The sequence below is a fragment of the Gallicola sp. Sow4_E12 genome (assembly GCF_052116305.1).
GTDB lineage: Bacteria > Bacillota > Clostridia > Tissierellales > Peptoniphilaceae > JBQKLI01.
The window spans coordinates 1-23,469 of sequence record NZ_JBQKLI010000003.1 but is presented as its reverse complement, the minus strand read 5'-3'; the positions used below and the strand labels follow the sequence as shown (position 1 = coordinate 23,469).

The 23,469-nt window shown below is 38.9% G+C and carries 22 protein-coding genes and 1 other annotated feature (1 of these 23 only partly in view); of the genes, 9 read left to right on the top strand and 13 right to left on the bottom strand.

Annotation, left to right across the window (positions count from 1 at the left end; all coding sequences use genetic code 11):
* Positions 1–226 (top strand) — a binding site (T-box leader) (it extends 1 nt beyond the left edge of the window).
* A gap of 37 nt (positions 227–263) precedes the next feature.
* From ACTQ46_RS02310 to ACTQ46_RS02295, 4 genes are all read left to right on the top strand, one after another.
* Positions 264–1,709: a tryptophanase gene (locus tag ACTQ46_RS02310; protein ID WP_441747255.1), complete on the top strand. Its 1,446-nt coding sequence runs from the start codon at positions 264–266 to the stop codon at positions 1,707–1,709.
* 336 nt (positions 1,710–2,045) lie between these two features.
* Positions 2,046–3,296, top strand: a complete 1,251-nt coding sequence (tyrS, locus tag ACTQ46_RS02305) for a tyrosine--tRNA ligase (protein ID WP_441747253.1) — start codon at positions 2,046–2,048, stop codon at positions 3,294–3,296.
* Positions 3,297–3,911: 615 nt separating this feature from the next.
* Positions 3,912–5,765, top strand: a complete 1,854-nt coding sequence (locus ACTQ46_RS02300; RefSeq protein ID WP_441747251.1) for a heavy metal translocating P-type ATPase — start codon at positions 3,912–3,914, stop codon at positions 5,763–5,765.
* An 18-nt stretch (positions 5,766–5,783) separates the two neighbouring features.
* Positions 5,784–6,011, top strand: a complete 228-nt coding sequence (locus tag ACTQ46_RS02295) for a heavy-metal-associated domain-containing protein (RefSeq protein WP_441747249.1) — start codon at positions 5,784–5,786, stop codon at positions 6,009–6,011.
* A gap of 51 nt (positions 6,012–6,062) precedes the next feature.
* On the opposite strand, the gene ACTQ46_RS02290 is transcribed toward ACTQ46_RS02295, so the two are convergent.
* The 13 genes from ACTQ46_RS02290 to acpP are packed head-to-tail and all read right to left on the bottom strand — an operon-like array spanning position 6,063 to position 16,581.
* A complete protein-coding gene (locus ACTQ46_RS02290; RefSeq protein ID WP_441747247.1) occupies positions 6,063–6,515 on the bottom strand; it encodes a MarR family winged helix-turn-helix transcriptional regulator in 453 nt (150 codons plus the stop codon).
* 15 nt (positions 6,516–6,530) lie between these two features.
* Positions 6,531–6,956, bottom strand: a complete 426-nt coding sequence (gene fabZ / locus ACTQ46_RS02285) for a 3-hydroxyacyl-ACP dehydratase FabZ (RefSeq protein ID WP_441747245.1) — start codon at positions 6,954–6,956, stop codon at positions 6,531–6,533.
* The gene (gene fabF, locus ACTQ46_RS02280) at positions 6,953–8,194 is read right to left on the bottom strand and encodes a beta-ketoacyl-ACP synthase II (RefSeq protein ID WP_441747243.1); all 1,242 of its coding nucleotides are present in this window, start codon (positions 8,192–8,194) and stop codon (positions 6,953–6,955) included. Before fabF ends, fabZ begins: the two co-directional genes overlap by 4 nt.
* Positions 8,191–8,928 (bottom strand): 3-oxoacyl-[acyl-carrier-protein] reductase, encoded by a 738-nt coding sequence (fabG, locus tag ACTQ46_RS02275; RefSeq protein WP_441747241.1) that lies wholly within the window; start codon positions 8,926–8,928, stop codon positions 8,191–8,193. Before fabG ends, fabF begins: the two co-directional genes overlap by 4 nt.
* On the bottom strand, positions 8,925–9,851 hold the full coding sequence (gene fabD / locus ACTQ46_RS02270; protein ID WP_441747239.1) for an ACP S-malonyltransferase: 927 nt from the start codon (positions 9,849–9,851) through the stop codon (positions 8,925–8,927). Before fabD ends, fabG begins: the two co-directional genes overlap by 4 nt.
* The gene (locus ACTQ46_RS02265; RefSeq protein ID WP_441747238.1) at positions 9,842–10,909 is read right to left on the bottom strand and encodes an NAD(P)H-dependent flavin oxidoreductase; all 1,068 of its coding nucleotides are present in this window, start codon (positions 10,907–10,909) and stop codon (positions 9,842–9,844) included. Before ACTQ46_RS02265 ends, fabD begins: the two co-directional genes overlap by 10 nt.
* Positions 10,897–11,826, bottom strand: a complete 930-nt coding sequence (locus tag ACTQ46_RS02260; protein WP_441747236.1) for a nitronate monooxygenase — start codon at positions 11,824–11,826, stop codon at positions 10,897–10,899. Before ACTQ46_RS02260 ends, ACTQ46_RS02265 begins: the two co-directional genes overlap by 13 nt.
* A gap of 13 nt (positions 11,827–11,839) precedes the next feature.
* On the bottom strand, positions 11,840–12,772 hold the full coding sequence (locus ACTQ46_RS02255; RefSeq protein WP_441747234.1) for a beta-ketoacyl-ACP synthase III: 933 nt from the start codon (positions 12,770–12,772) through the stop codon (positions 11,840–11,842).
* The gene (locus tag ACTQ46_RS02250) at positions 12,772–13,653 is read right to left on the bottom strand and encodes an acetyl-CoA carboxylase carboxyltransferase subunit alpha (protein ID WP_441747232.1); all 882 of its coding nucleotides are present in this window, start codon (positions 13,651–13,653) and stop codon (positions 12,772–12,774) included. Before ACTQ46_RS02250 ends, ACTQ46_RS02255 begins: the two co-directional genes overlap by 1 nt.
* A gap of 12 nt (positions 13,654–13,665) precedes the next feature.
* Entirely contained in the window at positions 13,666–14,523 is an 858-nt protein-coding gene (gene accD / locus ACTQ46_RS02245; protein ID WP_441747230.1) for an acetyl-CoA carboxylase, carboxyltransferase subunit beta, read from the bottom strand.
* 3 nt (positions 14,524–14,526) lie between these two features.
* Positions 14,527–15,894, bottom strand: a complete 1,368-nt coding sequence (gene accC, locus ACTQ46_RS02240) for an acetyl-CoA carboxylase biotin carboxylase subunit (protein ID WP_441747228.1) — start codon at positions 15,892–15,894, stop codon at positions 14,527–14,529.
* Positions 15,894–16,334, bottom strand: a complete 441-nt coding sequence (locus ACTQ46_RS02235; protein WP_441747226.1) for an acetyl-CoA carboxylase biotin carboxyl carrier protein — start codon at positions 16,332–16,334, stop codon at positions 15,894–15,896. The genes accC and ACTQ46_RS02235 overlap by 1 nt, the downstream gene beginning before the upstream one ends.
* Positions 16,335–16,356: 22 nt before the next feature.
* The gene (acpP, locus tag ACTQ46_RS02230) at positions 16,357–16,581 is read right to left on the bottom strand and encodes an acyl carrier protein (RefSeq protein WP_441747224.1); all 225 of its coding nucleotides are present in this window, start codon (positions 16,579–16,581) and stop codon (positions 16,357–16,359) included.
* A 288-nt stretch (positions 16,582–16,869) separates the two neighbouring features.
* Here acpP and ACTQ46_RS02225 point away from each other — a divergent pair, with 288 nt between their 5' ends.
* The 5 genes from ACTQ46_RS02225 to ACTQ46_RS02205 all read left to right on the top strand — a co-directional run bounded on the left by ACTQ46_RS02225 (position 16,870) and on the right by ACTQ46_RS02205 (position 23,017).
* The gene (locus ACTQ46_RS02225; protein ID WP_441747223.1) at positions 16,870–17,742 is read left to right on the top strand and encodes an ROK family protein; all 873 of its coding nucleotides are present in this window, start codon (positions 16,870–16,872) and stop codon (positions 17,740–17,742) included.
* 13 nt (positions 17,743–17,755) lie between these two features.
* Positions 17,756–19,294, top strand: a complete 1,539-nt coding sequence (gene cls, locus ACTQ46_RS02220) for a cardiolipin synthase (protein WP_441747221.1) — start codon at positions 17,756–17,758, stop codon at positions 19,292–19,294.
* 7 nt (positions 19,295–19,301) lie between these two features.
* A complete protein-coding gene (locus tag ACTQ46_RS02215; RefSeq protein ID WP_441747219.1) occupies positions 19,302–20,045 on the top strand; it encodes a heparan-alpha-glucosaminide N-acetyltransferase in 744 nt (247 codons plus the stop codon).
* Between the two features lie 515 nt (positions 20,046–20,560).
* Positions 20,561–22,096 carry a cell wall-binding repeat-containing protein gene (locus ACTQ46_RS02210; protein ID WP_441747217.1) on the top strand — a complete coding sequence of 512 codons (1,536 nt, stop codon included), beginning with the start codon at positions 20,561–20,563 and terminating at the stop codon, positions 22,094–22,096.
* Between the two features lie 114 nt (positions 22,097–22,210).
* Positions 22,211–23,017 carry a Rossmann-like domain-containing protein gene (locus tag ACTQ46_RS02205; protein WP_441747215.1) on the top strand — a complete coding sequence of 269 codons (807 nt, stop codon included), beginning with the start codon at positions 22,211–22,213 and terminating at the stop codon, positions 23,015–23,017.
* Positions 23,018–23,469: the final 452 nt, after the last annotated feature.

Genomic DNA, 23,469 nt, shown 5'->3' with positions numbered 1-23,469 from the left:
TGAAACAAATGACAAGAATAGTAGTAAATGCAGCGGCTTTTAGAGAGTTCCGGGGTGGTGAAACGGAATAAGCTTAACGTTTATGAATACGACTTGGATGTTATGAGCTGAAATAAAAGTAGGCCTTACAGGTGCGCCTGTTATAGCGTAAAGTTTTTAACTTATGAAGATGGTATTTGCGAAAATATCATGAACAAAGGTGGTAACACGTCAATTCGTCCTTTCTATATGAAAGGACTTTTTTTATTTTTAGGAGGAGAACAATGACTATTCGATTAACAACAGATGAATTTTTACCTTTAGAGATGCACAAGGTTCGTATTGTCCAGAAATTAAACCTTCCCCCTGTAGAAGAGAGAAGAAAAAACATGGAAGAAGCAGGTTATAATACATTCCTTCTTCAAAACAGAGATGTCTTTTTAGATATGCTTACAGACAGCGGTGTAAACGCTATGAGCGATAAACAGCAGGCAGCTATGTTTATTGCCGATGACGCTTATGCAGGAAGCGAGACTTTTAACCGTTTAAAAGCTTCTTTAGTAGACGTATTCCATAAAGATCTTTATCTGCCAGCCCACCAAGGCCGTGCCTGTGAAAATATTATTGCAAGTACATACTGCAAACCTGGACAATTCACGCCGATGAACTATCATTTCACTACAACAAAAGCCCATATCGAACTGAATGGTTCTAAAGTTGTGGAATTGATAGACGAAAGAGGAATTGAAGTTACTAGCGATCTTCCTTTTAAAGGAAATATGGATATCGAAAAATTAAATGATTTTATCGAGGAAAAGGGTGCTGATAAGATCGCTTTCGTTCGTATGGAAGCCGGTACAAACCTAATCGGAGGTCAGCCATTTTCTTTACAAAACCTTCACGATGTAGCTGATATTTGTCAAAAAAAGGGAATCAAGCTAGTTCTAGACGCTTCCCTTTTACAAGATAATCTTCACTTCATCAAAACGAGAGAGAAAAAATACAAAAATGCATCTATTCGAGAAATTACAGCAGAAATTTCAAGTCTTTGCGATATTATCTACTTCTCAGCTCGTAAACTAGGCTTTGCAAAAGGCGGCGGTATTCTTACAAACAGCCGTAAGATGTTTAATGAAATGAGAGAGCTTGTCACCTTATACGAAGGATTCTTAACCTACGGCGGTATGTCTGTAAGAGAAATGGAGGCAATCGCTGTTGGTCTTCAAGAAACGATGGACGAACAATTCGTAGAACAAGGACCTGTCTTTATTCAATATATGGTAGATGAATTCGTAAAAAGAGGGATTCCTGTCGTTACCCCAGCAGGAGGACTTGGAGTTCACATTGATGCAATGCAGTTTTTAGATCACCTTCCTCGTGAACAATACCGTTCCGGTTCCTTAGCCGCTGCCTTGTATATTGCAGGCGGCATACGTGGAATGGAAAGAGGAACTATGTCTGAAGACCGAGATGAAGAAGGAAATGAAGTATTAAGCAATATGGAACTTCTTAGACTTGCTGTTCCACGCCGTGTCTACACATTATCTCAATTAAAATACGCTATCGACCGTGTATGCTGGTTGTATGAAAACAGAAAACTAATCGGAGGACTTCGTTTTGTAGAAGAACCAAGCACATTGCGTTTCTTCTTCGGAAGGCTGGAAGCAACATCCGACTGGCCAGATCAATTAGTGAAGAAATTCAGAGAAGATTTCGGCGACAGTCTGTAGAAATACCGTGTGAAATGTGAAATTAAAGAAGAAAAGGCCTTGCTTTTTCTTCTTTTGTTTTATGATTTTTATCTAAAATGAATAGAACTGTAAATTTTGATTCTATAGTGTTAAAATAAAGTTTAGAAAAGATTGTACTGTAGAATCATTTTACAGAACTAAGGAAAATAAAGATTCAATATGACAAGGTGTCGTGATGGTATCCTTTTTTGCCATGGAAAAATGCCAAACATTTTCTTTCCCACTCCACACTTGTCAAATAAGATTTCTACATCTAAAAAAGGATATACTGAAATAATAATTTTTCGATTCTAAAAAATGTACGGAGGTAATACAGTGATTAATTATAAAATCGAACATGAAAATGTCTTTGATGAACTGGTTGAACGAGGATATTTTGAACAGGCTACTTACGAAGACGAATTAAAGGAATTATTAGGAAAAGAAAAAATCCCCTTCTATATCGGATTCGATGCCACTGCGGATAGTTTAACGATCGGCCATTTTATTCAAATTATGGTTATGATGAGAATGCAGCGCCATGGTCATATTCCAATTGCTCTTTTAGGAGGCGGTACGACAATGATCGGGGACCCTTCTGGCAGAAATGATATGAGACTTCTGATGACAAAAGAAATCATCGACAACAATGCCGATCGTTTTGCGCAGCAGTTCGCTCGTTTCATAGACTTCGGAGTAGATGGCGGCGCGATTATCGACAACAATGCAAACTGGCTTTTAGATTTAAACTTTCTTGACTTTATGAGAGAAATCGGTGTTCACTTTTCTGTCAACCAAATGCTTTCATTAGATGCTTATAAAAATAGAATGGATCAAGGTTTAACCTTCTTTGAATTCAGTTATATTTTAATGCAGTCCTATGATTTTTTAAAATTGTATCGAAAATACGGCTGCAAGCTGCAAATGGGAGGATCAGACCAATGGTCTAATATCTTAGGGGGCTACGATCTTGTTCGTAAAATCGAAAACGACAAGGTATATGCCATGACCTTCAAACTGTTAACTACAGCAGACGGTGTAAAAATGGGAAAATCTCAAAAGGGTGCTGTGTGGCTTGACGAAGAAAAAACATCTCCCTACGAATTATTCCAGTATATGCGTAATGTAGACGACCGAGATGTAGAAAAATTCCTGCTTATGCTGACCTTCCTTCCAACAGAGGAATGTAAACGCTTAGGAGCCTTAAAAGACGAAAAAATCAATGAAGGAAAAGAAGTTTTAGCTTATGAGATTACAAAGCTTGTCCATGGAGAAGAAAAAGCAAAACAAGCTTTAGAAACTTCTAAAAATCTTTTCGCCAGCGGAGCAACCGATGAAAATATGCCTTCTACGGAAATGGATGCTTCTGCGTTTGACGAAGGAATGGGACTATTAGCTCTCTTAACAGAGCTTGGCCTTACAAAATCCAACGGTGAAGCAAGACGCCTTATTCAGCAAAATGGTATTCGTTTAGATGGAGAAGTCGTAGCAGACCCTTCTAAAGTGATTACAAAAGAAGACTTTAAAGAAGGCGAACTTGTGATTAAAAAAGGTAAAAAAGTATATCATCGTGTTGTTATAAAATAAAAAAATCCAAGGGACATCCCTTGGATTTTTAGTTCTTCTAACCTCTCTACTTCTTAAAATATCCCGCAGCGTTCTCTCCATATTAACAATGAAAAGCCTCTAGGACCCTAGAAGCCCTTTTTCAAAAAAGACCTGATAATCAAAAATAAGACAATCAGGAAAATCCCATTTTATTCTTTTATACGTTTATGTCTTAGGCAAATCCCCTCTATCCTTTAAAAAACACATCTATAAGCTTCCGATTGGCAAAATAAAATGCTGCAACCAAAAGGATTCGAATGAGAAGATCAATACCGATACCTGTTTCTAAAAGTACAGTGTTTGCAATTATTACTGCTAATGCAACAACCAAGAATGTTGTATAATTAAGTACTCTTTTTTTCTGTTAAAGTCTTCATTTGTATCTCCTTTCCATCTTTGAAAAGTACTATTTTATTCTTTATACTTATATTATATATTCCCTTTTCTTTTAAATAAACACACTAATCTGTACCCCTAATTGATAATGTTGACGCAAATCAATTTTGCTTCCTCTCCCCTCTGCTATAATGAAGATAGGAACAAAACATTCCTAGCATTTGTTTCATGATAAAAAGGAATCAAGGGGGAGAAATTATGCAAGGATTTATTTTAAGAAGTAAAAAACAAATAACCATTATAAGTGGACTGCTCATTGTATTCGCCTTTTTTAATCACTGGGTCTTACATAATGAAAGAATGGCCATAGGTGGTTTAGTTGCCGCTTCCATAATCGGTGTTTTGCCGATAGCCATACAGGCCTTTCAAGCGATTAGAGTAAAGGTCATCAGTATCGATCTTTTAGTAACTATCGCCGTTATCGGAGCCTTTATTATTCAAAACTTTGAGGAATCGGCAATTGTGACCTTTCTGTTTTTATTCGGTGCATATTTAGAGCAGCGGACATTAAATCATACACGATCTGCCATCAAAGAATTGACAGAGATGGCTCCAGAAAGTGCATTAAAGCAGATGGCCGATGGAAGCTTTGAAGAAGTTGATGTTGATGATGTAGACGAGGGTGATATTCTGCTTGTCAAAACTGGGGCAAAAGTTCCGGTCGATGGTACCGTACTTTCTGGGGAAGGACATATCAACGAGGCAAGTATTACTGGAGAATCTGTACCGGTAGGCAAAAAAACAGATTCTCAGGTTTTTGCTGGAACCATTCTCGAAAATGGCACAATACAAATCCTAGCGAATAAGGTAGGAGAAGATACTACCTTTGGTAAGATTATCGAACTTGTCGAAGAGGCACAAGATAGTAAAAGCGAAGCAGAGCGCTTTATTGATCGTTTCGCAAAATATTATACACCGGCTGTTCTTGTTATTGCTTTTATCGTGTGGTTGATTACGAGAGATGCAGAACTGGCGATCACTATTCTTGTATTAGGGTGTCCGGGAGCTCTCGTTATCGGTGTACCGGTGTCCAATGTTGCCGGTATTGGCAACGGAGCAAAGAACGGCATTCTTTTAAAAGGAAGCGAGGTCATCCATGATTTTAGCAGAGTCGACAGTATCGTTTTCGATAAAACTGGAACCTTAACTCAGGGAACTCCTGCCGTTTCTGAAACTATTTACTATGGGGAGAAAGACAATGATACCCTTAAGTATTTAGCAAGTATTGAGCATGAATCCGATCATCCTTTAGCAAAGGCGGTTCTTAAAGAGCTTGGGATCAAAAATTATTTAGAAGTTGAAAACACAGAGGTTGTTAAGGGAGGCGGTATCGTCGCCAGCGTTTCTGGAAAACGGATCGCTGTAGGGAACGTATCCCTTATGGTTCAAGAAAATGTTATACTAGATGATAAGGCAAAGGCGGATGCAGAGCGTTTAGAAAAAGAAGGAAACTCTCTCGTTCTTACTTCAGTCGATGGAGAGCTTAAGGTCCTTATGGGCATTAAAGATCTTATCCGCCCAGGGGTAAAGGAAGATCTTCAAAAACTTCGTGCTTTAGGGGTAAAAAATCTGATTATGCTTTCTGGTGATAATCAGGGTACTGTCGATATTATCAACAAGGAACTTCAGTTGACAAAGGCTTACGGAAATATGCTTCCTGAGGATAAATCCGCCTATATTAAAGAACTTAAGGAAAAGGGAGAGATTGTAGCCTTTGTTGGAGATGGAGTCAATGATAGCCCATCCCTTGCCCTCGCAGATGTAGGAATCGCCATGGGCAGCGGGACAGATGTAGCCATCGAAACATCAGATGTGGTATTAATGAACTCCAACTTTAACCGACTTCCTCATGCCCTAGGCCTTGTCAAGGCAACTGCGAATAATATGTTCCAAAATATTGTGATTGCCATTGCTGTTGTTTTTATCCTTTTAACAAGTCTATTGTTTAGTGATTGGATGAATATGTCTATCGGAATGCTGGCTCACGAAGGTAGTATTTTAGTTGTTATTTTAAATGGTATGAGATTATTAGGCTATCACCTAAAAAAATAAACATAAAGGAGAAATAATATGAAAACTGCAACATTACAATTAGAAACGTTAACTTGTCCCTCCTGTACTCAAAAAATCGAGGGAGCCTTAAAATCCCTTGACGGTGTCGACCAAGACAGTATTAAAGTTCTCTTTAATGCCAGTAAGGCTAAGGTTTCCTACGATGAAGAAAAGCTAAGTCTAAAGGAAATTGAAAGAGCAATCCGCCAAGTAGGTTATACCATAGAAAAATCAAAAGAAAGATAATAAAAAGAATCCCTAAGATTGGAAACCAATCTTAGGGATTCTTTTTCACTTCTAATCTTCATTGAAAAACCCTGAAACTTCCGGCATCATTTCTGTACTCATACGATGAAGCATATTTTCCAGCTGATAAACTTCATCCTCTGTAAACTCTTCCTTAGCTCTGTTAATTACAGTATAAATATATTCATTCTTAAATTTATAGTATTTCTCAAATTTTTCCGTTACATCCAAGTAGAATACTCTCTTATCCTCCTTGGACTGTTCTTTTACCACATAGCCCTTTTTTACAAGACTTGCTACTTTATAAGCAGCATTGGGTTGGGAGATATCAAGAAACTCTGCCAGTTTATTAACCGTAGGTCTCTTTAAGGCATGGATTACCTCTACACAGAAGGTTTCTGTTGCCGTTAGACTGGCTTCTCTTCCTGTAAATCCCGCAAAGATATTTCGATAGAAATTCAATTTAAATTTATCATAGAGTTCGATGAATTCTTGCTCTAGCATATTCTCTCCTCATTTCTATTGTACTGCAAAAGTTAATTGGGCTTTACAAGCAACCTGTCCATCTACTTTTGCCACAGCTTCAGCTATGCCGATTCCCATCTTCATCTGCACAAGCTCGCAATGAAGCTCCAACACATCTCCTGGTTTCACTTGTTTTCTGAACTTCGCATTTTTAACCCCTGCAAAAAGGGCGATCTTTCCTTTAAAATCCTCCATACTCAACAGAGCAACTGCCCCAACTTGAGCCAAGGCTTCTAAGATTAAAACTCCCGGCATTACATGATAATCTGGAAAATGACCTTGAAAGAAGGGCTCGTTTACTGTGACACATTTAATCCCCACAGCCGATTTCCCTTCTTCTCCATCGATAATTTTATCCACTAGCTGAAAAGGATAACGATGAGGGATAATTTTTTGAATTTCGTTTGAGTCTAAAATCATTCTTTCCACTCCTTGAAAATAATTGAAATATTATGGCCGCCGAATCCCAAGGCGTTGCTCATCGCATAATGAATATCCTGCTTTAAGCCTTTGTTGGGAACAATATCAAGATCGCATTCTTCATCTGGTACTTGGTAATTGATGGTAGGAGGAACAAAGCCTTTGTTTATCGCAAGGGTCGTAATGACAGCTTCTATCGCTCCGCTGGCACCTAAGAGATGACCTGTCATGGCCTTTGTAGAGCTCATTTTTACATTATAGGCTTCGTCACCGAAAGCTCTCTTAACGGCAATCGTTTCAGACTTATCATTTAAGGGTGTCGAGGTTCCATGAGCGTTAATATAGTCGATATCAGAAGGATTGATGCCTGCTTCTTCCATGGCCATCTCCATAGCTCTGGCTGCCCATTTTCCTTCCGGATTTGGTGCTGTAATATGGTTGGCATCATTTGTATGGCCGTATCCTACGACTTCCCCGTAGATCTTCGCTCCCCTTGCTTTCGCCTGCTCTAATTCTTCAAGAACTAGAAGGGCAGATCCTTCTCCCATAACAAAGCCTTCTCGTTCTTTGTCGAAAGGAATGCTGGCTCTTTTCGGATTGTTTGACGTGTTTAATGCTTTCATGGAAATAAATCCGCCCATTCCAAGATGGGTAATATTCGCTTCAGATCCTCCGCACAAAACCACATCCTGATATCCGTCTTTTATCGCACGGAACGCATCTCCTATGGCATTATTTCCGCCAGCACAGGCAGTAACAGGATCTTGGCAAACTCCGTGAGCTCCGATTTCAATGGCAATAAGTGCTGCATTCAGATTGCCGATAATCATAGGAACAAAGAAGGGAGACATTCTGTTATAGCTTCTTTTTAATGCTTTTAAATGTTCTGTTTCAATCGTTTCGATCCCGCCGATTCCGGATGAGACCATAATCCCAACTCGTTCAGGATTAAGGTCTTCAATGTTCAGTCCGCTGTCTTCCATCGCTTTTTTCGCTGCAGCAACGGCAAATTGATTTGTACGGTCCATTCTTTTAGCCGCTTTCTTATCCACATAATCAAGGGGATCAAACCCCTTTACTTCTGCTGCTATTCGAACATCTAGATCATCAACATTAATCCTTTCAATAAAGTCAATGGCGCATTTGGAATTTTCTACACTATCCCAAACTTCTTCTAATGTATGACCTATCGGAGTGATCGCTCCCATTCCCGTAATTACAACTCTCCTTTTTGTCATATATTCATTCCTCCATCTACACTTAGTACTTGTCCTGTTATATAATCTGCATCTTCCGAAGCTAAAAAGGCACAGACCTTCGCTACATCCTTAGCTTCTCCAAATTTTTTCATTGGAATCGTGGACAAAAGCCCTTCTTTGATCTCATCTTTTAGCTGGTCTGTCATAGCGGTACGGATAAAACCTGGCGCGATTGCATTGACCGTCACATTTCTTCCGGCTAATTCCTTTGCTAAAGTTTTTGTCATGCCGATGACTCCTGCTTTGCTGGCGGCATAGTTTGTCTGCCCTATATTTCCGTGGAGTCCTACAATACTTGTAATGGAAATTATTTTTCCGCTTCGTTTCTTAGACATCATGCGGGAAGCAAGCTTCATACAGTAGAATGTTCCCGTTAGATTCACATCGATTACCCCTTGAAAATCCTCCGGGGACATTCGAAGTATCAGATTATCTTTTGTTATCCCTGCATTATTTACTAAAAGATCCAGACCGCCCCATGTGCTTTTGATTTCATCGAACATTTTTGTACAATCATCGAAGTTCGATACGTCCGCCTTTATTAACAAAACAGCTGCACCTTGTTCTTCTAATTCCTTTTTTAAATCTTCAGCCTCTTCTTCTTGGCTGATATAATTGATGGCAACATCATACTCCTCAGCAAGTGTTTCTGCGATCACTTTGCCGATACCCGTATTTCCTCCGGTGATCAGTGCCTTTTTTCTTTCGCTCATTCTTTTATACTCCTTAAGCATTCTTCAAAACTTTCTACAGAATATACTTCGTAGCATGGAATCTTTCGGTCAATTCTTTTTAAAAACCCTTTTAAAACTCCTCCAAACCCGATTTCTACAAATCCATCGATCCCGTCAGATATCATTTCTTCCAAATCTTCTTGAAAACGAACCGGTGATTTCACTTGCTCCACTAAAAGATCTTTTATTTCCTGCTTTTCCCTTTTTCCACCGATGGCATTATAATATACAGGAATTAATTCTTCTTGAAATTCTATTTCCGATAGTTTTTCTTCTAATTTGCGAGAAGCTTCTTCCATATACGAGGTATGAAAGGGCCCGCTAACCTTAAGAGGAATGCATTTTCTTGCACCATTCTCCTTTAAAATCTCGGAAGCTCTTTCTACAGCTCCTGCTTCTCCTGATATTACGATTTGTCCCGGACAGTTAATATTCGAAATCTCTGCCTTGTTATCTCCCTCAGAGGCTTTTTCGCAGGCAGCCTGAATCGTATTTTCATCTAATCCCAATATGGCAGTCATTCCCGTATTAAAACCCGCTGCAGATTCTTCCATAACTTTTCCTCTGAATTCTGCAAGCTTGACGCATTCTTTCGGATCTATAATTCCAGCTGCCGCAACGGCTCCATATTCTCCGATACTCAAGCCGCAGACTCCATCTGGAGTAATGCCTTCTTCTTTGAACAGCCCGGTCACAGCGCTTTGAAAAGCGTTCATAATCGGCTGGGTATATCTAGTCTGAACAATGACTTCTTCCGGTTTTTCGAAAGAATATTCTTTTAAATCAAAATCTAAGGCGATTTCGTCGTAGAAGGCTTTTACAGAATCGAATTTTTCATAAAAATCTCTCCCCATGCCCGGGGTCTGACTTCCTTGGCCTGAATATAAGAAACCTATTCGCATGCTTCAAATTCCTCCTTGATTTCATCGATTACTTCTTTTACAGTACGGATGGAGTCGATTCTATCTACATTGCTTCCGCAGAACACTACGCCGTTTTCCACATCGCCTTGAGCAGACCGTGTTAAAGCGTCAGAGATACAGTACTTTGTAGTCGCCGGATTGCACGGTTTCAAACAATCAATACAATGTTTTGATGGAACTCGCTCTCCTTTTACCCGGTCGATAAACTCATTTCGAATCCCTCGTGCAATCATCCCCACAGGAGACATAAAGAGTTCTACATCTTCTTCTCTGCTTTTTACAATTAAGTCTTTGAATTCTTGAGAAACATCACATTCTTCTGTGGCTATAAATCTTGATCCTATTTGTGCGCCATCGCAGCCCATATTGACAATTTCTTTTAATTCGCATCCGTCAAAAATAGAACCCGCCCCAAACAGAGGAATCCTTTTTCCCAGTTTAGCCTGAAGTTCTTTATGGAAAGGAATGATATCTCTTAAGATTTCTTTCAGCTTGAATTTAGGATCTTCCGCTTCCTCTTCTTTAAAGCCGAGATGCCCCCCTGCATCCGGTCCTTCCACTACAATAAAATCAGGTGCTCTGTGATATCTTTTTTCCCATGTTCGTATAATAAGCTCTAAGGCTCTTTTGTTGGATACGATGGGAGCTATCAACGTTTCCGTCCCCTCTACAAGTTTAGGAAGATCTAAGGGGAGGCCTGCTCCGGAAATAATGGCATCCACTTTTTCTTTGGCAGCAAACACGGCCATTTCTTTATAGTCTGTCAGGGCTGCCATAATATTGACTGCTATAATGCCTTTTCCCTTTGCAATCTCTCTTGCTTTTGCTAATTCTTTTCGAAAGGCTTCTTTGTTTGCTGCCAAATCATCTTTATAATAATTTTCTTCTCGATATCCTATGCCCACCATAGAAATAACGCCCATGCAGCCTTCTCTTGCTACGGTACCTGCAAGTCTGCCCAGGGAAACACCAATACCCATTCCTCCTTGAATTAAAGGAAAATCTAAGACTTTATCTCCGATTTTTAATTCTTGCATAAATCCCCTTTCTCCCTTTCATATTCTTTCATCAGATTATTTAAAATATTTGAGACACAGTCTTTTTTCTCTACCTGTCCGATATCAAGACCTGCCATAATAGAACCTTCTGTCACATCCCCTTCTTTTACTGCACGGCGAAGAGCTCCTAATGTGAACTTTTCTAATTGTTCCTTATTCCAGCCTTCTTTTTCTTTCGCTAAATAATCCCTTGTCATTTTATTTTTTACAACTCTTGTGGCAACACCGCCGATTCTTCCGATTACCGTTACCTTGTTGCTTCCGCTTTTAATAATTACATCTTTGAAATTCTCATGAGCCGGACATTCGTCGGATACCAACAACAATGTTCCCAGCTGTACCCCGCAGGCTCCCAAAACTTCTGCTGCCAAAAGCTGTGCTCCGCTGGCAACTCCTCCTGCTGCAATCACCGGTATTTTAACTGCAGATTTTACTTGAGGCACAAGTGTCATCGTCGTCATTTCGCCGATATGTCCCCCTGCTTCCATCCCTTCCGCTATAATACCGTCCACTCCTTCTCTTTCCATTTTTATGGCTAGAGACTGGCTGGAAACTACAGGAAATACTTTTACTCCCGCTTTTTTCCATTCTTCGATATACTTTCCAGGATTTCCTGCACCCGTTGTAACGACAGGAATTTTATAATCGATTACGATTTGAGCAATCTCATCTGAATGAGGGCTCATCAGCATAATATTAAGCCCAAAGGGTTTGTCAGTCAGACTTTTACAGATTTCAATTTCTTTTCTTACAATCTCTGGAGACATGGCCCCTGAACCGATAATGCCCAAGGCTCCAGCATTGCTGATCGCTGCTGCAAATTCTCCAGTAGCAATATTCGCCATCCCCCCTTGAATTACAGGGTATTTTATTCCTAATATTTCATTTAAAATCATTGTTGTCCTTTCTCTATCCTATTTCGATTAATGCTGTGGCCCAGCTTAATCCCGCTCCAAAACCTGAAACGATTACTTTTTGGCCTTTCTTAAGATATCCTGATTTGTTCATCTCATCTAAAGCTATAGGAATACTCGCTGCAGATGTGTTTCCATATTTTTCCAAATTCATAAAGAGTTTATCTTTATCAATTTTCATTTTTTTTCGTACATGATCGATAATGCGCTGATTTGCCTGATGGCAGACAAAATGATCGATATCTTCTACTTTTCCATCAAATTTTTCAAGTGTTCGATAAATAGATTTCGGCAGAATATCTACTGCAAAACGGAAAACATCTTTTCCCTGCATCTCTAAAGAACACTTTTCATCTTTTACATTAATACTGCGGCATTTTAATTTATCGATATCGCCTCTTGTGCCGATATCGTAAAACAAAGGTCCTTCTTTTTTCTCAAGAAGAGCCGCCGCTGCTCCGTCTCCAAAAAGAACTACCGTGGAACGGTCCTCTTTATCGAGAACTTTCGATAACACTTCTGCCCCTACAAGAATTGCTTTTTCTCCCAATTCTAAATATTTTTCTAAAAGAATCACACCGGATACAAAGCCGCTGCAGGCGACATTAAAATCCATAGAGAACACGGATTCCTCTGCACCAATTGTCTTTTGTATCATTGCCGCAATTGTCGGCATACTATAATCCGATGTGCAGGTTGCTACGAAAATACCCTTGATGTCCTGAAGATCTTCTTCGCTTAAAGAGAGTTTTTCAACCGCCTTTAAAGCAAGAGAAGAAGTATCTTCTCCCTCTGCAAAACGTCTTTCCTGAATACCAGTTCTTTCCCTTATCCACTCATCGGATGTTTCTAGATATTCTTCGTAATATTTATTAGAAACTACTCTAGGAGGCAGATACGATGAAGTTTTCTTTAAAATAAGACTCATTAAAACCTCCCTATTTTATTAAAATGTTCCGAACGGTCTTCGATTAATTCTTCAGGCGACAGTTCAAGAAGACTTTCCAGCTCTTCTTCCATCGCTTCTTTTAAAGGATCTAAATAATTTAAAAACTCTTCCTTGTCTAGTGCCAGCTTCTCCGGCACAACTCGGTGGATAATCCCATTTTCCATCAAATCTTCCGCTGTTAATTTCATCACTTCTGTAGCCTCTTGAGCTCTAGAAGCATCTTTCCATAAAATGGAAGCAAACCCTTCTGGCGACAATACTGAATACACTGCATTTTCCATCATTAAAATCCGATTTCCAACCCCGATAGCAAGGGCGCCTCCGCTGCAGCCTTCCCCTGTAATAATACAAATCACAGGTACTTTTAAACCGCTCATTTCCATAATCGCATTGGCTATGGCGTTTCCTTGGCCTCTTTCCTCTGCTCCGATTCCAGGGTATGCTCCCGGCGTATCGATAAAGGTAAAGATCGGACGTCCGAATTTCTCAGCCTGCTTCATTAAGCGAACTGATTTTCGATAGCCTTCCGGTCCCGGCATTCCAAAATTATTTTTTACACTTTCTTCTAAACCTACTCCTTTGTGGGTTCCTATAAAGGTGACGGCTCGTCCGTTAAAACTGCCGATTCCGCCAACAATACTCGGATCTTCTCCGAAATATCGGTCTCCATGAAAAAAGAGAGGATTTTCAATAACCGCCTCTATGATTTCCTTTGCCTTAGGACGCTGTTTTAAACGGGCTAGGTCCACTCGGTCCTTCGGCTTTATATTTTGTCTGAAAGCTTCCAAAAGTTCTTGCTTTTCTCCTTGGGCTTTCGGATCTAAACTTTTAATTTTTAATTCTAAATCACGTACATTCATCTTTTCACCTGCTTATCTATGAAGTTCCAGTACTCGAGACAGATACTTTTTCATCTCTTTTCTATGAACAATTTCATCTACAAATCCATGATCCAGTAAAAACTCGGCCCTTTGAAAACCATCCGGCAATTCTTGATTGATAGTTTGTTTGATGACTCTAGGGCCTGTAAAACCGATCAGTGCACCAGGTTCAGCTAAGATAATATCTCCTAAGCTGGCAAAACTAGCTGTGACTCCCCCGGTTGTAGGATCTGTCAAAACCGATACATAAAGATTTCCGCTCTCTCCAAACTCTCGAACTGCATTGGAAGTTTTTGCCATCTGCATTAAAGAAAAGATCCCTTCCTGCATACGAGCGCCGCCGCTTGCACAAAAGGCTACGACAGGTAGATTTTTCTCTTTTGCGATTGAAAATCCTCTTACAATCTCATCTCCTACATAAGAACCCATGCTTCCCATCATAAATCTGGGTTCTAACACAATCATCACACAGGGGTTTCCATCGATTTCTCCCTCTGCTATTACAAGAGCTTCTTTTAAATTCGTAATTCTTTCATAGCGATCCAACTTTTCCTGGTAATTTGGAAAATGCAGAGGATCGAAGCCAACGGGATCTCTTTGAATTTCTTCAAATCCCGGATCTAGAATAGAATTCAGTCTTTTTCTTGCATAATACTTGATATGGGCATCGCATTTTGGACATACCCACATCTCTTCTTCCATTTTTTCTTTTACGACAACAGTATTGCAATGAGGACATTGTATAAAAACCGAAGGATTTAGATCTTTCGATTGAACATCTTTTCTCTGTTTTTTACGTAAATTTTTAATATTTGAAAGAAGAATTCTTCTAGCTTTAAAATTATCCATTCATTACACCCTTTTCATCATTTCGAGCATCTCGTCCAGTTTTTCTTCCATAAATCCTGTATCATAATCCCCTCGGATAAAATCGAAGTCGTGGAGGATTGTATACTGAAGAGCAAGATTTGTTTTGATACCGTCTATAATCGTCTCTTCAATCGCTCTTCTCATTTTTTTTATGGTCTCAAGCCTCGTATCTCCTTGGACAATGATCTTCCCCACCATAGAATCATAATAAGGACTGATTTTGCAGCCGTTATATAAATAGCTGTCGAATCTTGTTCTAAAACCTCCTGGGGGATTGAAGAAACCCACAGTTCCTGTCGAAGGCATAAAATTCATCAGAGGATTTTCTGCATTGACTCTGCATTCCATAGCAAAACCGTTCATTTTGATATCTTCCTGTTTATATCGTAATTTTAGTCCACCTGCGATTCGAAGCTGTTCTTTAATAATATCTACACCTGTAACCATTTCTGTTACAGGATGTTCTACCTGAACTCGGGTATTCATCTCGATAAAATAAAAATTCCTATCCTTATCTACTACAAATTCTATCGTTCCTGCATTTTCATAATTACAGGCTTTTGCAGCTTTTATCGCAACTTCCCCCATTTTTTGACGCATTTCTTCTGTCACAAAAGCAGAGGGGCTTTCTTCGATCATTTTCTGATTTTTTCTTTGAACAGAGCAGTCCCTTTCCCCCAGATGGATCACATTTCCATGGGAATCTGCCAAGATCTGAATTTCGATATGCTTTGGATTAATAATGAGTTTTTCTATGTACATATCCCCGTTATTAAAAGCAGAAACTGCTTCGTTTCGAGCATTTTCGAATTCTTTTTTCAGGTCTTCTTTTTTATAAACACGTCTCATGCCCCGTCCGCCGCCGCCTCCAGCTGCTTTAATTAAAACGGGATAGCCTATTTTTTCGCAGATTTCTTCTGCGGTTTTAATCTCTTCAACGACTCCTGGAGATCCGGGTACAGTAGGGACTCCGTTTTCTTCCATAAGCTTTCTAGCCTCGATTTTATCCCCCATTCGGCTGATAATCCCGCCAGATGGACCGATAAACTTTAACCCGCAGGATTCCACTAAGTTTGCAAACTCTTCGTTTTCTGACAAAAATCCGTATCCGGGATGAATCGCATCGCAGTTTGTAGCATAGGCCGCATTGATAATATTTGTCATATTCAAATAGCTGGAAGCACTTTGAGGGCCTCCTATGCATACCGCTTCATCAGATAATTTTACATGGAGCTGATCTTTGTCTTCTGTAGAATACACAGTAACAACTTCCATACCCATTTCGTGGCAGGAACGAATGATTCTTACTGCGATTTCACCGCGGTTGGCAATTAGAACTTTATTAATCATTACTCTTCCTCGATTTCGAATAGTACTTGATCAAATTCTACAAGATCTCCTTCTTTAGCCAGAATTTTCCGAACTGTTCCGCCCACAGGAGCCTTAATCTCGTTGAACATCTTCATTGCTTCTACCATACACAGGGTATCTCCGGCTTTGACAGTATCCCCATTTTGTACAAAGGGATCACTTTCCGGATCGCTTTTTGGATAAAAAATTCCTACTAAAGGCGAATGAACAGGAGTAAACTCCTCTTCCGCTTCTTCTATAACTTCTTTCTCTATAACAGGAAAGGCTTCCTTTTTATGGGAAGCCTTTGTCTCTGTTATGAGAGTATTATGATTTTCTTCCTTGACAAGTTCTAATTTAAAGGAATCCTCTTCTAATTTTAATTTCGTTAGATTGGAATCCGAAAAAATTTGAATAATGTCTTTGATATCAAAATTCATAGTATTCTCCTATTTGATTAAATTATTGCTGATCGATATAGTTAACGATGTCTTTTACTGTTGTCATTTTTTCGAAGTCTTCGTCTGGAATTTTCACTCCTAATTCATCTTCCAACGCTAAAGAAAGCTCAACAGCATCTAGTGAATCTGCTCCTAAATCATCCATAAGGTTTGCTTCCATTGTTACTTCTGATTCATCGCATCCTAAGTTTTCTACAATAATGTCTTTTACTTTATCAAATGTCATATTTCATTCTCCTTAAATATTGTTATTCTTTTAATTTTTGGTATAATTTTTTATATAAATATTTTTATACAATTACAATACAATTATAATTTTCATAGGATCATTTGTCAATGTATTTCCGTTTTTTTCTACAAAATAATACATTTGCTTAACATTTTTAAAACATTGATATTATAAGAAAGAACAGGAATCCTTTTCTTTTCCTCTCCTAGCAGAAAAAGAAGTAAATGTATCATTTTCAGAATATGTTATCATAATATATAAGTCTTTTATTAAAGGAGTGGTATTATGTTGGGCTCAATATTATCTGCAGGGACACATTTTCATCTTGCACTCGGCGATGAAAGCTACATGATTGTAGATGAAGCGGAAGTTCTAAGAACAAACCCTCAGGAAACAATGAAAAAGATCACAGCTTTCTTTAAAGAAAATCCGCCGGATGCTATCGGCATAGGTTCCTTCGGACCCATAGATATCGATATAAAATCTGATAAATACGGTTTTATTACTTCGACTCCAAAGTTCGGCTGGGAATATTACAATTTCTTAGGAGAGTTAAAGAAGCGTTTTGATATCCCAATGGGCTGGAACACAAACGCCAACGCTTCTGCTCTTGGAGAATATTATCTGCACTCCTCCGATGATATAAAGAGTCTTCTTTATCTTACATTCGGAACAGGTGTGGGGGGAGGATTTATCTATCAAGGCAGAATCTTTCGCGGAAGCAGCCATCCGGAAATGGGGCATATTCTTGTAGAAAGACTTCTGGAAGACGACTTTTCTTCCCGCTGCCCCTATCATGAGAATTGTCTTGAAGGAAGAGTCAGCAGAGCTTCTATCCAAGAGCGGACAGGAAAAAATTTCGAAGATCTTTCAGACGATGATCCTATTTTTGAGATGGTCGGCAATTACATTGCCCAGGCTCTTGTTGATGTTACTATGGTTCTTCGGCCGGATCGGATTGTTCTCGGAGGAAATACTATGGAAAGAACGTCTCTTTTGAACATCACAAAAAAATACTTCGAAAAGTATTTTAATCATTATATACAAATTCCTCCTCTAGACGACTACATCTGCTGCTGGGATCCAGAAGAAAAACCCGGTATTATCGGAGGATTTTTATTGGCACAGCGTGCATTGAAACATTCAGCAAATAAATAAAAAAAGGTGTATTATGAAATTTTTTAAAAAAATATTGTCCTTTGTATTCAGCAGGGCCTTTTTAATCGGCCTGGGCTTTATACTGGAAATCATTCTATTTATCGCTATCGTCAACTATTTCAGCGACCAGTTTGTTTGGGTTTTCGCTTTACATTACGTATTAAGTATTATTACTACAATTTTTATTATTAATAAAGACCTGCTTCCGGAATATAAAATATCCTGGCTTCTGCCTGTATTTTTTATACCGGTCTACGGATGTATCTTCTTCTTTCTCTTTAGCGAAAACCGTATTATGCGCAAAGTTCGAAAGAGCATGAATGCCGTTTCCATCCGTTTAAAGGAATCTCAGACTTCCCACGAAGAGATTCTAGAGTCCTTGGATCCTTCTACAACGGCCTATCATCAAAGCCGCTACTTAACCGAATACGGACACAGCCCGATTTACGAAAACTCTGTTACTACCTTTTACCCTACCGGAGAAGATTATTTTAAAGATCTTGTGGAAGAATTAAAAAAAGCGGAACGTTTTATTTTTCTAGAGTTCTTTATTATCGAAAGAGGATACATGTGGGATACTATTCTGGAAATCCTCCGGGACAAGGTAAAAAAGGGCGTAGACGTAAGAATTATATATGATGATTTCGGCTGCTTGACAAAGCTTCCCCGAAATTACGAAAAAAAACTCTCCTCTTACGGCATAAAAGTCCATGTATTCAACCCTATCCTGCTCTTTGTAATGCCGAAACACAACAACAGAGATCACCGTAAAATTGTTGTGATCGACGGATATGTGGGTTTTACAGGGGGGATCAACCTCGCTGACGAATATATCAATAAAGTAAAACGTTTCGGCACTTGGAAAGATTCGGCAGTTCGGCTAACAGGAGAAGCCGTATACAGCCTGACTACCATGTTCCTTTCTCTGTGGAGCCACTATGAAGAATCTACCGAGCCTTTCGAGTCATTTCTTCCTTCTGCTCTTTCAGTACCGGTTCAGCATCAAGGTTATGTACAACCCTTTAACGACTCTCCATTAGATTCGGAAGCCGTCTGCGAAACAGTCTATTTAAACGCGATTAATGCCGCAAAAAAATATGTGTATATAACAACGCCTTATCTCATCCTTTCTCGAGAGCTTGAAAATGCACTTTGCAATGCGGCAAAAGCCGGGATCGATGTACGCATTATCACACCTCACATTCCAGATAAGAAAATTGTTTTTATGGTAACTAGATCTTATTATAAGAGGCTGATTCACGCAGGCGTTCAAATTTATGAATATACACCGGGTTTTATCCATGCCAAAAATCTGGTTATCGATGATGAGTTTGCCGTTGTGGGAACAATTAATATGGATTTTAGAAGCATGTATCTGCATTTTGAATGCGGTGTTTGGATGTATGAAAGCCCTGCAGTAAAGGATATTTACGACGATTTTATTAACACACTGGAAGTAAGCCGGGAAACAACAAAAGAAGACATCGACAATATCCCCTTCTTCAAAGGAATGTTTATATCTGTAATGCAGCTTTTTGCTCCCTTTATGTAGGTGAATTATGAAAAAACGAAAATTATTTATTGATGCATTAAGAGGATTTGCCCTAGTAAATATGATTCTTTATCATGGGCTATACGATATTGTCTATATATTTCATCAAAATATCACCTGGTATCAGGGAAAACCCGGTTATTTATGGCAGCAGTCCATTGCGATGACTTTTATAATCGTTTCTGGATTTACCCGCCATTTATCTAAAAAACCGGTAAAAGATGGGATCACCATTTTTCTATGGGGATTTCTCCTTACGCTAATCACAACGATATTTATGCCGGATCAGAAAATTCTATTCGGCATATTATCTTTTCTAGGGCTTGCCATTTTGATATCATGGCTCTTCGAGAAATATTTAAATAGGATTGAGCCTATTGCAGGCCTTTTTCTCTCTCTGTTTTTATTTATTTCTACAAAAGAGATACAAAGAGGAAGTTTATTTTTCGATAAAATTCATCTTCCTCAAGAAATTTATGAAATACCCGGACTTTTTGTCTTGGGTTTTCCAGATATACATTTCTCCTCTACAGATTATTTTCCTGTGTTCCCATGGATCTTCTTATTTACAGCAGGCTATTATCTCGGAAAAATGTATAAAAAGAAAAAAATAACCCTTCCGAATATTCCGAAAAAGGAAGATATTTTAACCTTCATAGGTCAAAACAGCCTAAAAGTCTATCTTCTTCACCAGCCTATTTTATATCTGCTCTTAACCGGTATTTTCACCGTCTTAAAAAACTATAGGTAAAAAAGTGTGGAGCTTGGAGAGCTGAGAAAGAAAATGTGGAGAGTGAAGTTATGGAAGAAACATAGAACGTGTTTCTTTTGAGAATAAAAAGAGTATCGGCTTTCCTGTAATCAGGAAAACGGATACTCAAAATTTTTACAAACCTCTTCTAAATGAGAAAAGAGACGAGTGAAATTACAGTAAAAACATAATACATGTTCATTTATAAAAAACATTGATATATCGTTACCTTTCTTTTAAAACGACCTGCCTTTTGTTCTATGAAGAAAATAAATGTTCTTATTATTTTCCTCCTCAACTCCCCTCTCCCCTCTTTCACTCTTTCTTTTTCAGCTCCTTTTATGAAACCCTTTGCCTTACCGAAACCTTCGTTTCTTTCCGTCTTTTATCTCCTTTTAGTCATATTTTTAAAAAAACTGCTCTTAGCCTTGTAACCTTTTTGTAATTATTTTCTATCTATATTATAATATCTAGACGTGAACATTAATAATTAAATCTTTAGGAGGATTAGACCTATGTCATTTTTAAAAAAATCCATGGCGGTAATTTTACTATTTGCCATGACGATTTTGCCGATACAAACATCTTTTGCATCAGGCAGAACTCCCATACTTAATAGAAGCACCGTTACAGTAGCTCAGATGAAAAACTGGGCGCGAAGCAAAGGTGCTACAAAACTTTTTATCGACTTGGCTCAAACATTCTATGATGTTTCAGTTTCCAAAGGAGTCGATCCGGCAGTAACCTATGCCCAGTCTGCAAAAGAAACCGCCTATATGCACTACACAGGGGTTGTAAACGCCAGCTATAAAAATCCCTGCGGTTTAAAAATAACCCAAGGCGGCGGCGACTATGATATTCAAGCTCATAAAAAATTCAGCACATGGACAGAAGGAATTACTGCTCAGGTAGACCACTTGGCATTATACGCAGGACAAAAAGGATATCCAAAAGCTTCTACACCAGACCCGAGACATTTTGCATCTATTGCCGGTACAGCGCCTTTCGTAGAAAACCTAGGGGCAAAATGGGCGCCTAGTCCAAACTACGGAAACGAAGTTGTTCAAATGATGCAGCAGATTCAAGCGCAGCCAGGCGGCAGCAAAACTCCTGCTCCTGTTAAACCTGCACCTGCTCCAGCAAAGCCGGCTCCAGCAAAACCTTCCGTTTCACTAGAAAGAATATTCGGAGCAAACCGATACGACACAGCGGATAAAATCAATCAAATCACAAAACCAAACACTTCAACAGCTGTTATTGCAAATGGAACACTCTATGCAGATGCGATGATCGGAATGAATTTAGCCGAAAAAACAGGGGGTCATCTCTATATTGCACGACCAAACCAGATAAACCCATCTGTACAAAAAGAGATCTCCAGAGGAAAGATTAAAAAAATCTACGTAGTAGGAGACGAAAACAGCTTTAACAATAATATTTTAAAACAGCTGGGCTCTAAAGGCGCTTCTGTAGAAAGAATCAATGCTAGAAACAGATTTTTCTTAGCTGAAAAAGTAGCAGGTATGTATAACAGCACTACAGCTGTACTTGTAAATGGAAACCAGATTTCTGATGCTGTAAGTATCAGCCCTGTAACAGCTAAAGAAAAGCTTCCTCTTTATATGACAAACGGAACGAAGTTGTCTTCCGGCACAAAAAAATCTCTTCAAAACAAAAAGAAAGTTATTATCGTCGGAGGAGATGCGGTTGTTTCCAAAAACATCGAAAAAGAGCTTCAGCAAGCCAGTGTCCATGTCCAAAGAGTTTCCGGCAGCAACCGATATGAAACTTCCTTAGCTATAGCAAACTTCTTCTATGGTTCTACAAATCATATAATCTTTGCTAGAGGCGATGTCTTCGCAGACATTCTAACAGGAACAGATCTTGCTACGGCAGTCAACAGTCCTATCCTTCTTGTTAACGGCAATCAGCTAAGTTCCAGCCAGCGTTCTTATATCGGAAAACAGCGATTAAAGAAAGCTTATGTTCTAGGCGGAACAAATGCCGTATCCGATTCTTTGTTTAGAAATATTCAGCAAAATTTAAAATAATCCAAAAACTTCCCAATGAATTGGGAAGTTTTTATTTGAGAGAAATACTAAAGTATCTATTGTTACGTTATAAAACTATTCCTTTTACTATACTAAGAGAAAAGGAGAGATAAGATGAGTATTTTATTAGAAACAAAAGAGGAACTTTTAAAAAGAATGGATATCAGTTCGATCACAGTAGAACGTGTTGTCGTGGGAATATTCTTCACCGGCGTTAAATTATCCACCGGTCACGGCGGGATGTGCGCTACTCCGGTAAAGGCAATACCTGCTGCAGTATGCTGCCCAAGCTCAGCCAAAGAAATGCCCTTCTCCGGCAAAATGGAAGGCCGAAGCATAGAATGGATCTTAGATCAATTAGACAGTACTCATATTCTTCTAAAAACCATCGCTATCGCCGCATTAAATGCGCTCAGCGCTATGGAATTTGAAAAGGGCGGTTATGAAATCGACAACGAAACAGATTCCTTTGATACCGTAGAACTTCACAAAGATAGTACTGTAGTCGTAGTCGGAGCCTTGGTTCCTATCATCCGAAAAGCACTGCAGGCAGAATGTGAATTGTATATCCTGGAAAAAGATCCTTCCACATTAAAAAGACAAGAATTGGAACACTTCGTAGAGGCAGACCGCTTCAAAGAAGTCGTCCCGAAAGCAACCCATTTGATCATTACAGGCACCACATTAATCAACGACACCTTAGACGGTCTTTTAGCTGCAGCACCAGAAGATGCAGATATTATCGTAACAGGCCCTACTTCCTCCATGATCCCAGATGTATTTTTTAGATCAAAAGTAAAAAAACTAGGAGGAGATATCGTAAAAAAGCCAGATGAATGCCTCGATATTTTATCCGAAGCCGGCTCCGGATATCACCTCTTCGGAAAAAGCACCGAAAAAATACTGATACAAAGAAATTAAAAATGTGTAAAAAGCAAAAAAAGAGTGCAAGAGTAGAGAGTGTAAAAAATAGAGTGTGAGAGTGGTGTTGTGGAGGAAAATAATAAGTGCATTTATTTGCTACTTAGTATAGGAACGGATTTTCATTCATTATGTCGATTTATTTTACTAACCAGTCGCTGACGATTAAGAAAAACTCGTAAAAAAGGAAGGTGTCTTGGCACCTTCCTTTTTTACGAGTTTTGGTTAGTTTTGTGTATCGGATTTTTAGTTGGGGTAAGCTGATAACCTTTTATATTTCTGAATGAAACACGCTATATGTTTCTTTGAACCGACCCCCAAAAGTTGGACCTAGAATCTAACCAAAGGAGGTCGGTTTTTCATGGCAAAATATAGTTACGAACTCAAACGAACCGTAGTAAAAGAATATCTGAAAGGCAAAAGCAGTGTTGAAGATTTAGCTTTGAAATACA

What these genes read in the sequence shown, in the direction of transcription:
- ACTQ46_RS02265 (WP_441747238.1), bottom strand. Translation starts at nt 10,909, where the DNA reads ATGCAAGAATTAAAAATCGGAGATAAAGTCTTAGATTTTCCTTTAATT.
- acpP (WP_441747224.1), bottom strand. Translation starts at nt 16,581, where the DNA reads ATGACATTTGATAAAGTAAAAGACATTATTGTAGAAAACTTAGGATGC.
- accD (WP_441747230.1), bottom strand. Translation starts at nt 14,523, where the DNA reads ATGGATAATTTTAAAGCTAGAAGAATTCTTCTTTCAAATATTAAAAAT.
- ACTQ46_RS02255 (WP_441747234.1), bottom strand. Translation starts at nt 12,772, where the DNA reads ATGAGTCTTATTTTAAAGAAAACTTCATCGTATCTGCCTCCTAGAGTA.
- accC (WP_441747228.1), bottom strand. Translation starts at nt 15,894, where the DNA reads ATGATTAATAAAGTTCTAATTGCCAACCGCGGTGAAATCGCAGTAAGA.
- ACTQ46_RS02225 (WP_441747223.1), top strand. Translation starts at nt 16,870, where the DNA reads ATGTTGGGCTCAATATTATCTGCAGGGACACATTTTCATCTTGCACTC.
- ACTQ46_RS02290 (WP_441747247.1), bottom strand. Translation starts at nt 6,515, where the DNA reads ATGCTAGAGCAAGAATTCATCGAACTCTATGATAAATTTAAATTGAAT.
- ACTQ46_RS02295 (WP_441747249.1), top strand. Translation starts at nt 5,784, where the DNA reads ATGAAAACTGCAACATTACAATTAGAAACGTTAACTTGTCCCTCCTGT.
- cls (WP_441747221.1), top strand. Translation starts at nt 17,756, where the DNA reads ATGAAATTTTTTAAAAAAATATTGTCCTTTGTATTCAGCAGGGCCTTT.
- fabG (WP_441747241.1), bottom strand. Translation starts at nt 8,928, where the DNA reads ATGAGCGAAAGAAAAAAGGCACTGATCACCGGAGGAAATACGGGTATC.
- ACTQ46_RS02210 (WP_441747217.1), top strand. Translation starts at nt 20,561, where the DNA reads ATGTCATTTTTAAAAAAATCCATGGCGGTAATTTTACTATTTGCCATG.
- ACTQ46_RS02205 (WP_441747215.1), top strand. Translation starts at nt 22,211, where the DNA reads ATGAGTATTTTATTAGAAACAAAAGAGGAACTTTTAAAAAGAATGGAT.
- fabD (WP_441747239.1), bottom strand. Translation starts at nt 9,851, where the DNA reads ATGCGAATAGGTTTCTTATATTCAGGCCAAGGAAGTCAGACCCCGGGC.
- ACTQ46_RS02250 (WP_441747232.1), bottom strand. Translation starts at nt 13,653, where the DNA reads ATGAATGTACGTGATTTAGAATTAAAAATTAAAAGTTTAGATCCGAAA.
- ACTQ46_RS02215 (WP_441747219.1), top strand. Translation starts at nt 19,302, where the DNA reads ATGAAAAAACGAAAATTATTTATTGATGCATTAAGAGGATTTGCCCTA.
- ACTQ46_RS02235 (WP_441747226.1), bottom strand. Translation starts at nt 16,334, where the DNA reads ATGAATTTTGATATCAAAGACATTATTCAAATTTTTTCGGATTCCAAT.
- fabZ (WP_441747245.1), bottom strand. Translation starts at nt 6,956, where the DNA reads ATGATTTTAGACTCAAACGAAATTCAAAAAATTATCCCTCATCGTTAT.
- ACTQ46_RS02300 (WP_441747251.1), top strand. Translation starts at nt 3,912, where the DNA reads ATGCAAGGATTTATTTTAAGAAGTAAAAAACAAATAACCATTATAAGT.
- fabF (WP_441747243.1), bottom strand. Translation starts at nt 8,194, where the DNA reads ATGACAAAAAGGAGAGTTGTAATTACGGGAATGGGAGCGATCACTCCG.
- ACTQ46_RS02260 (WP_441747236.1), bottom strand. Translation starts at nt 11,826, where the DNA reads ATGATTTTAAATGAAATATTAGGAATAAAATACCCTGTAATTCAAGGG.
- ACTQ46_RS02310 (WP_441747255.1), top strand. Translation starts at nt 264, where the DNA reads ATGACTATTCGATTAACAACAGATGAATTTTTACCTTTAGAGATGCAC.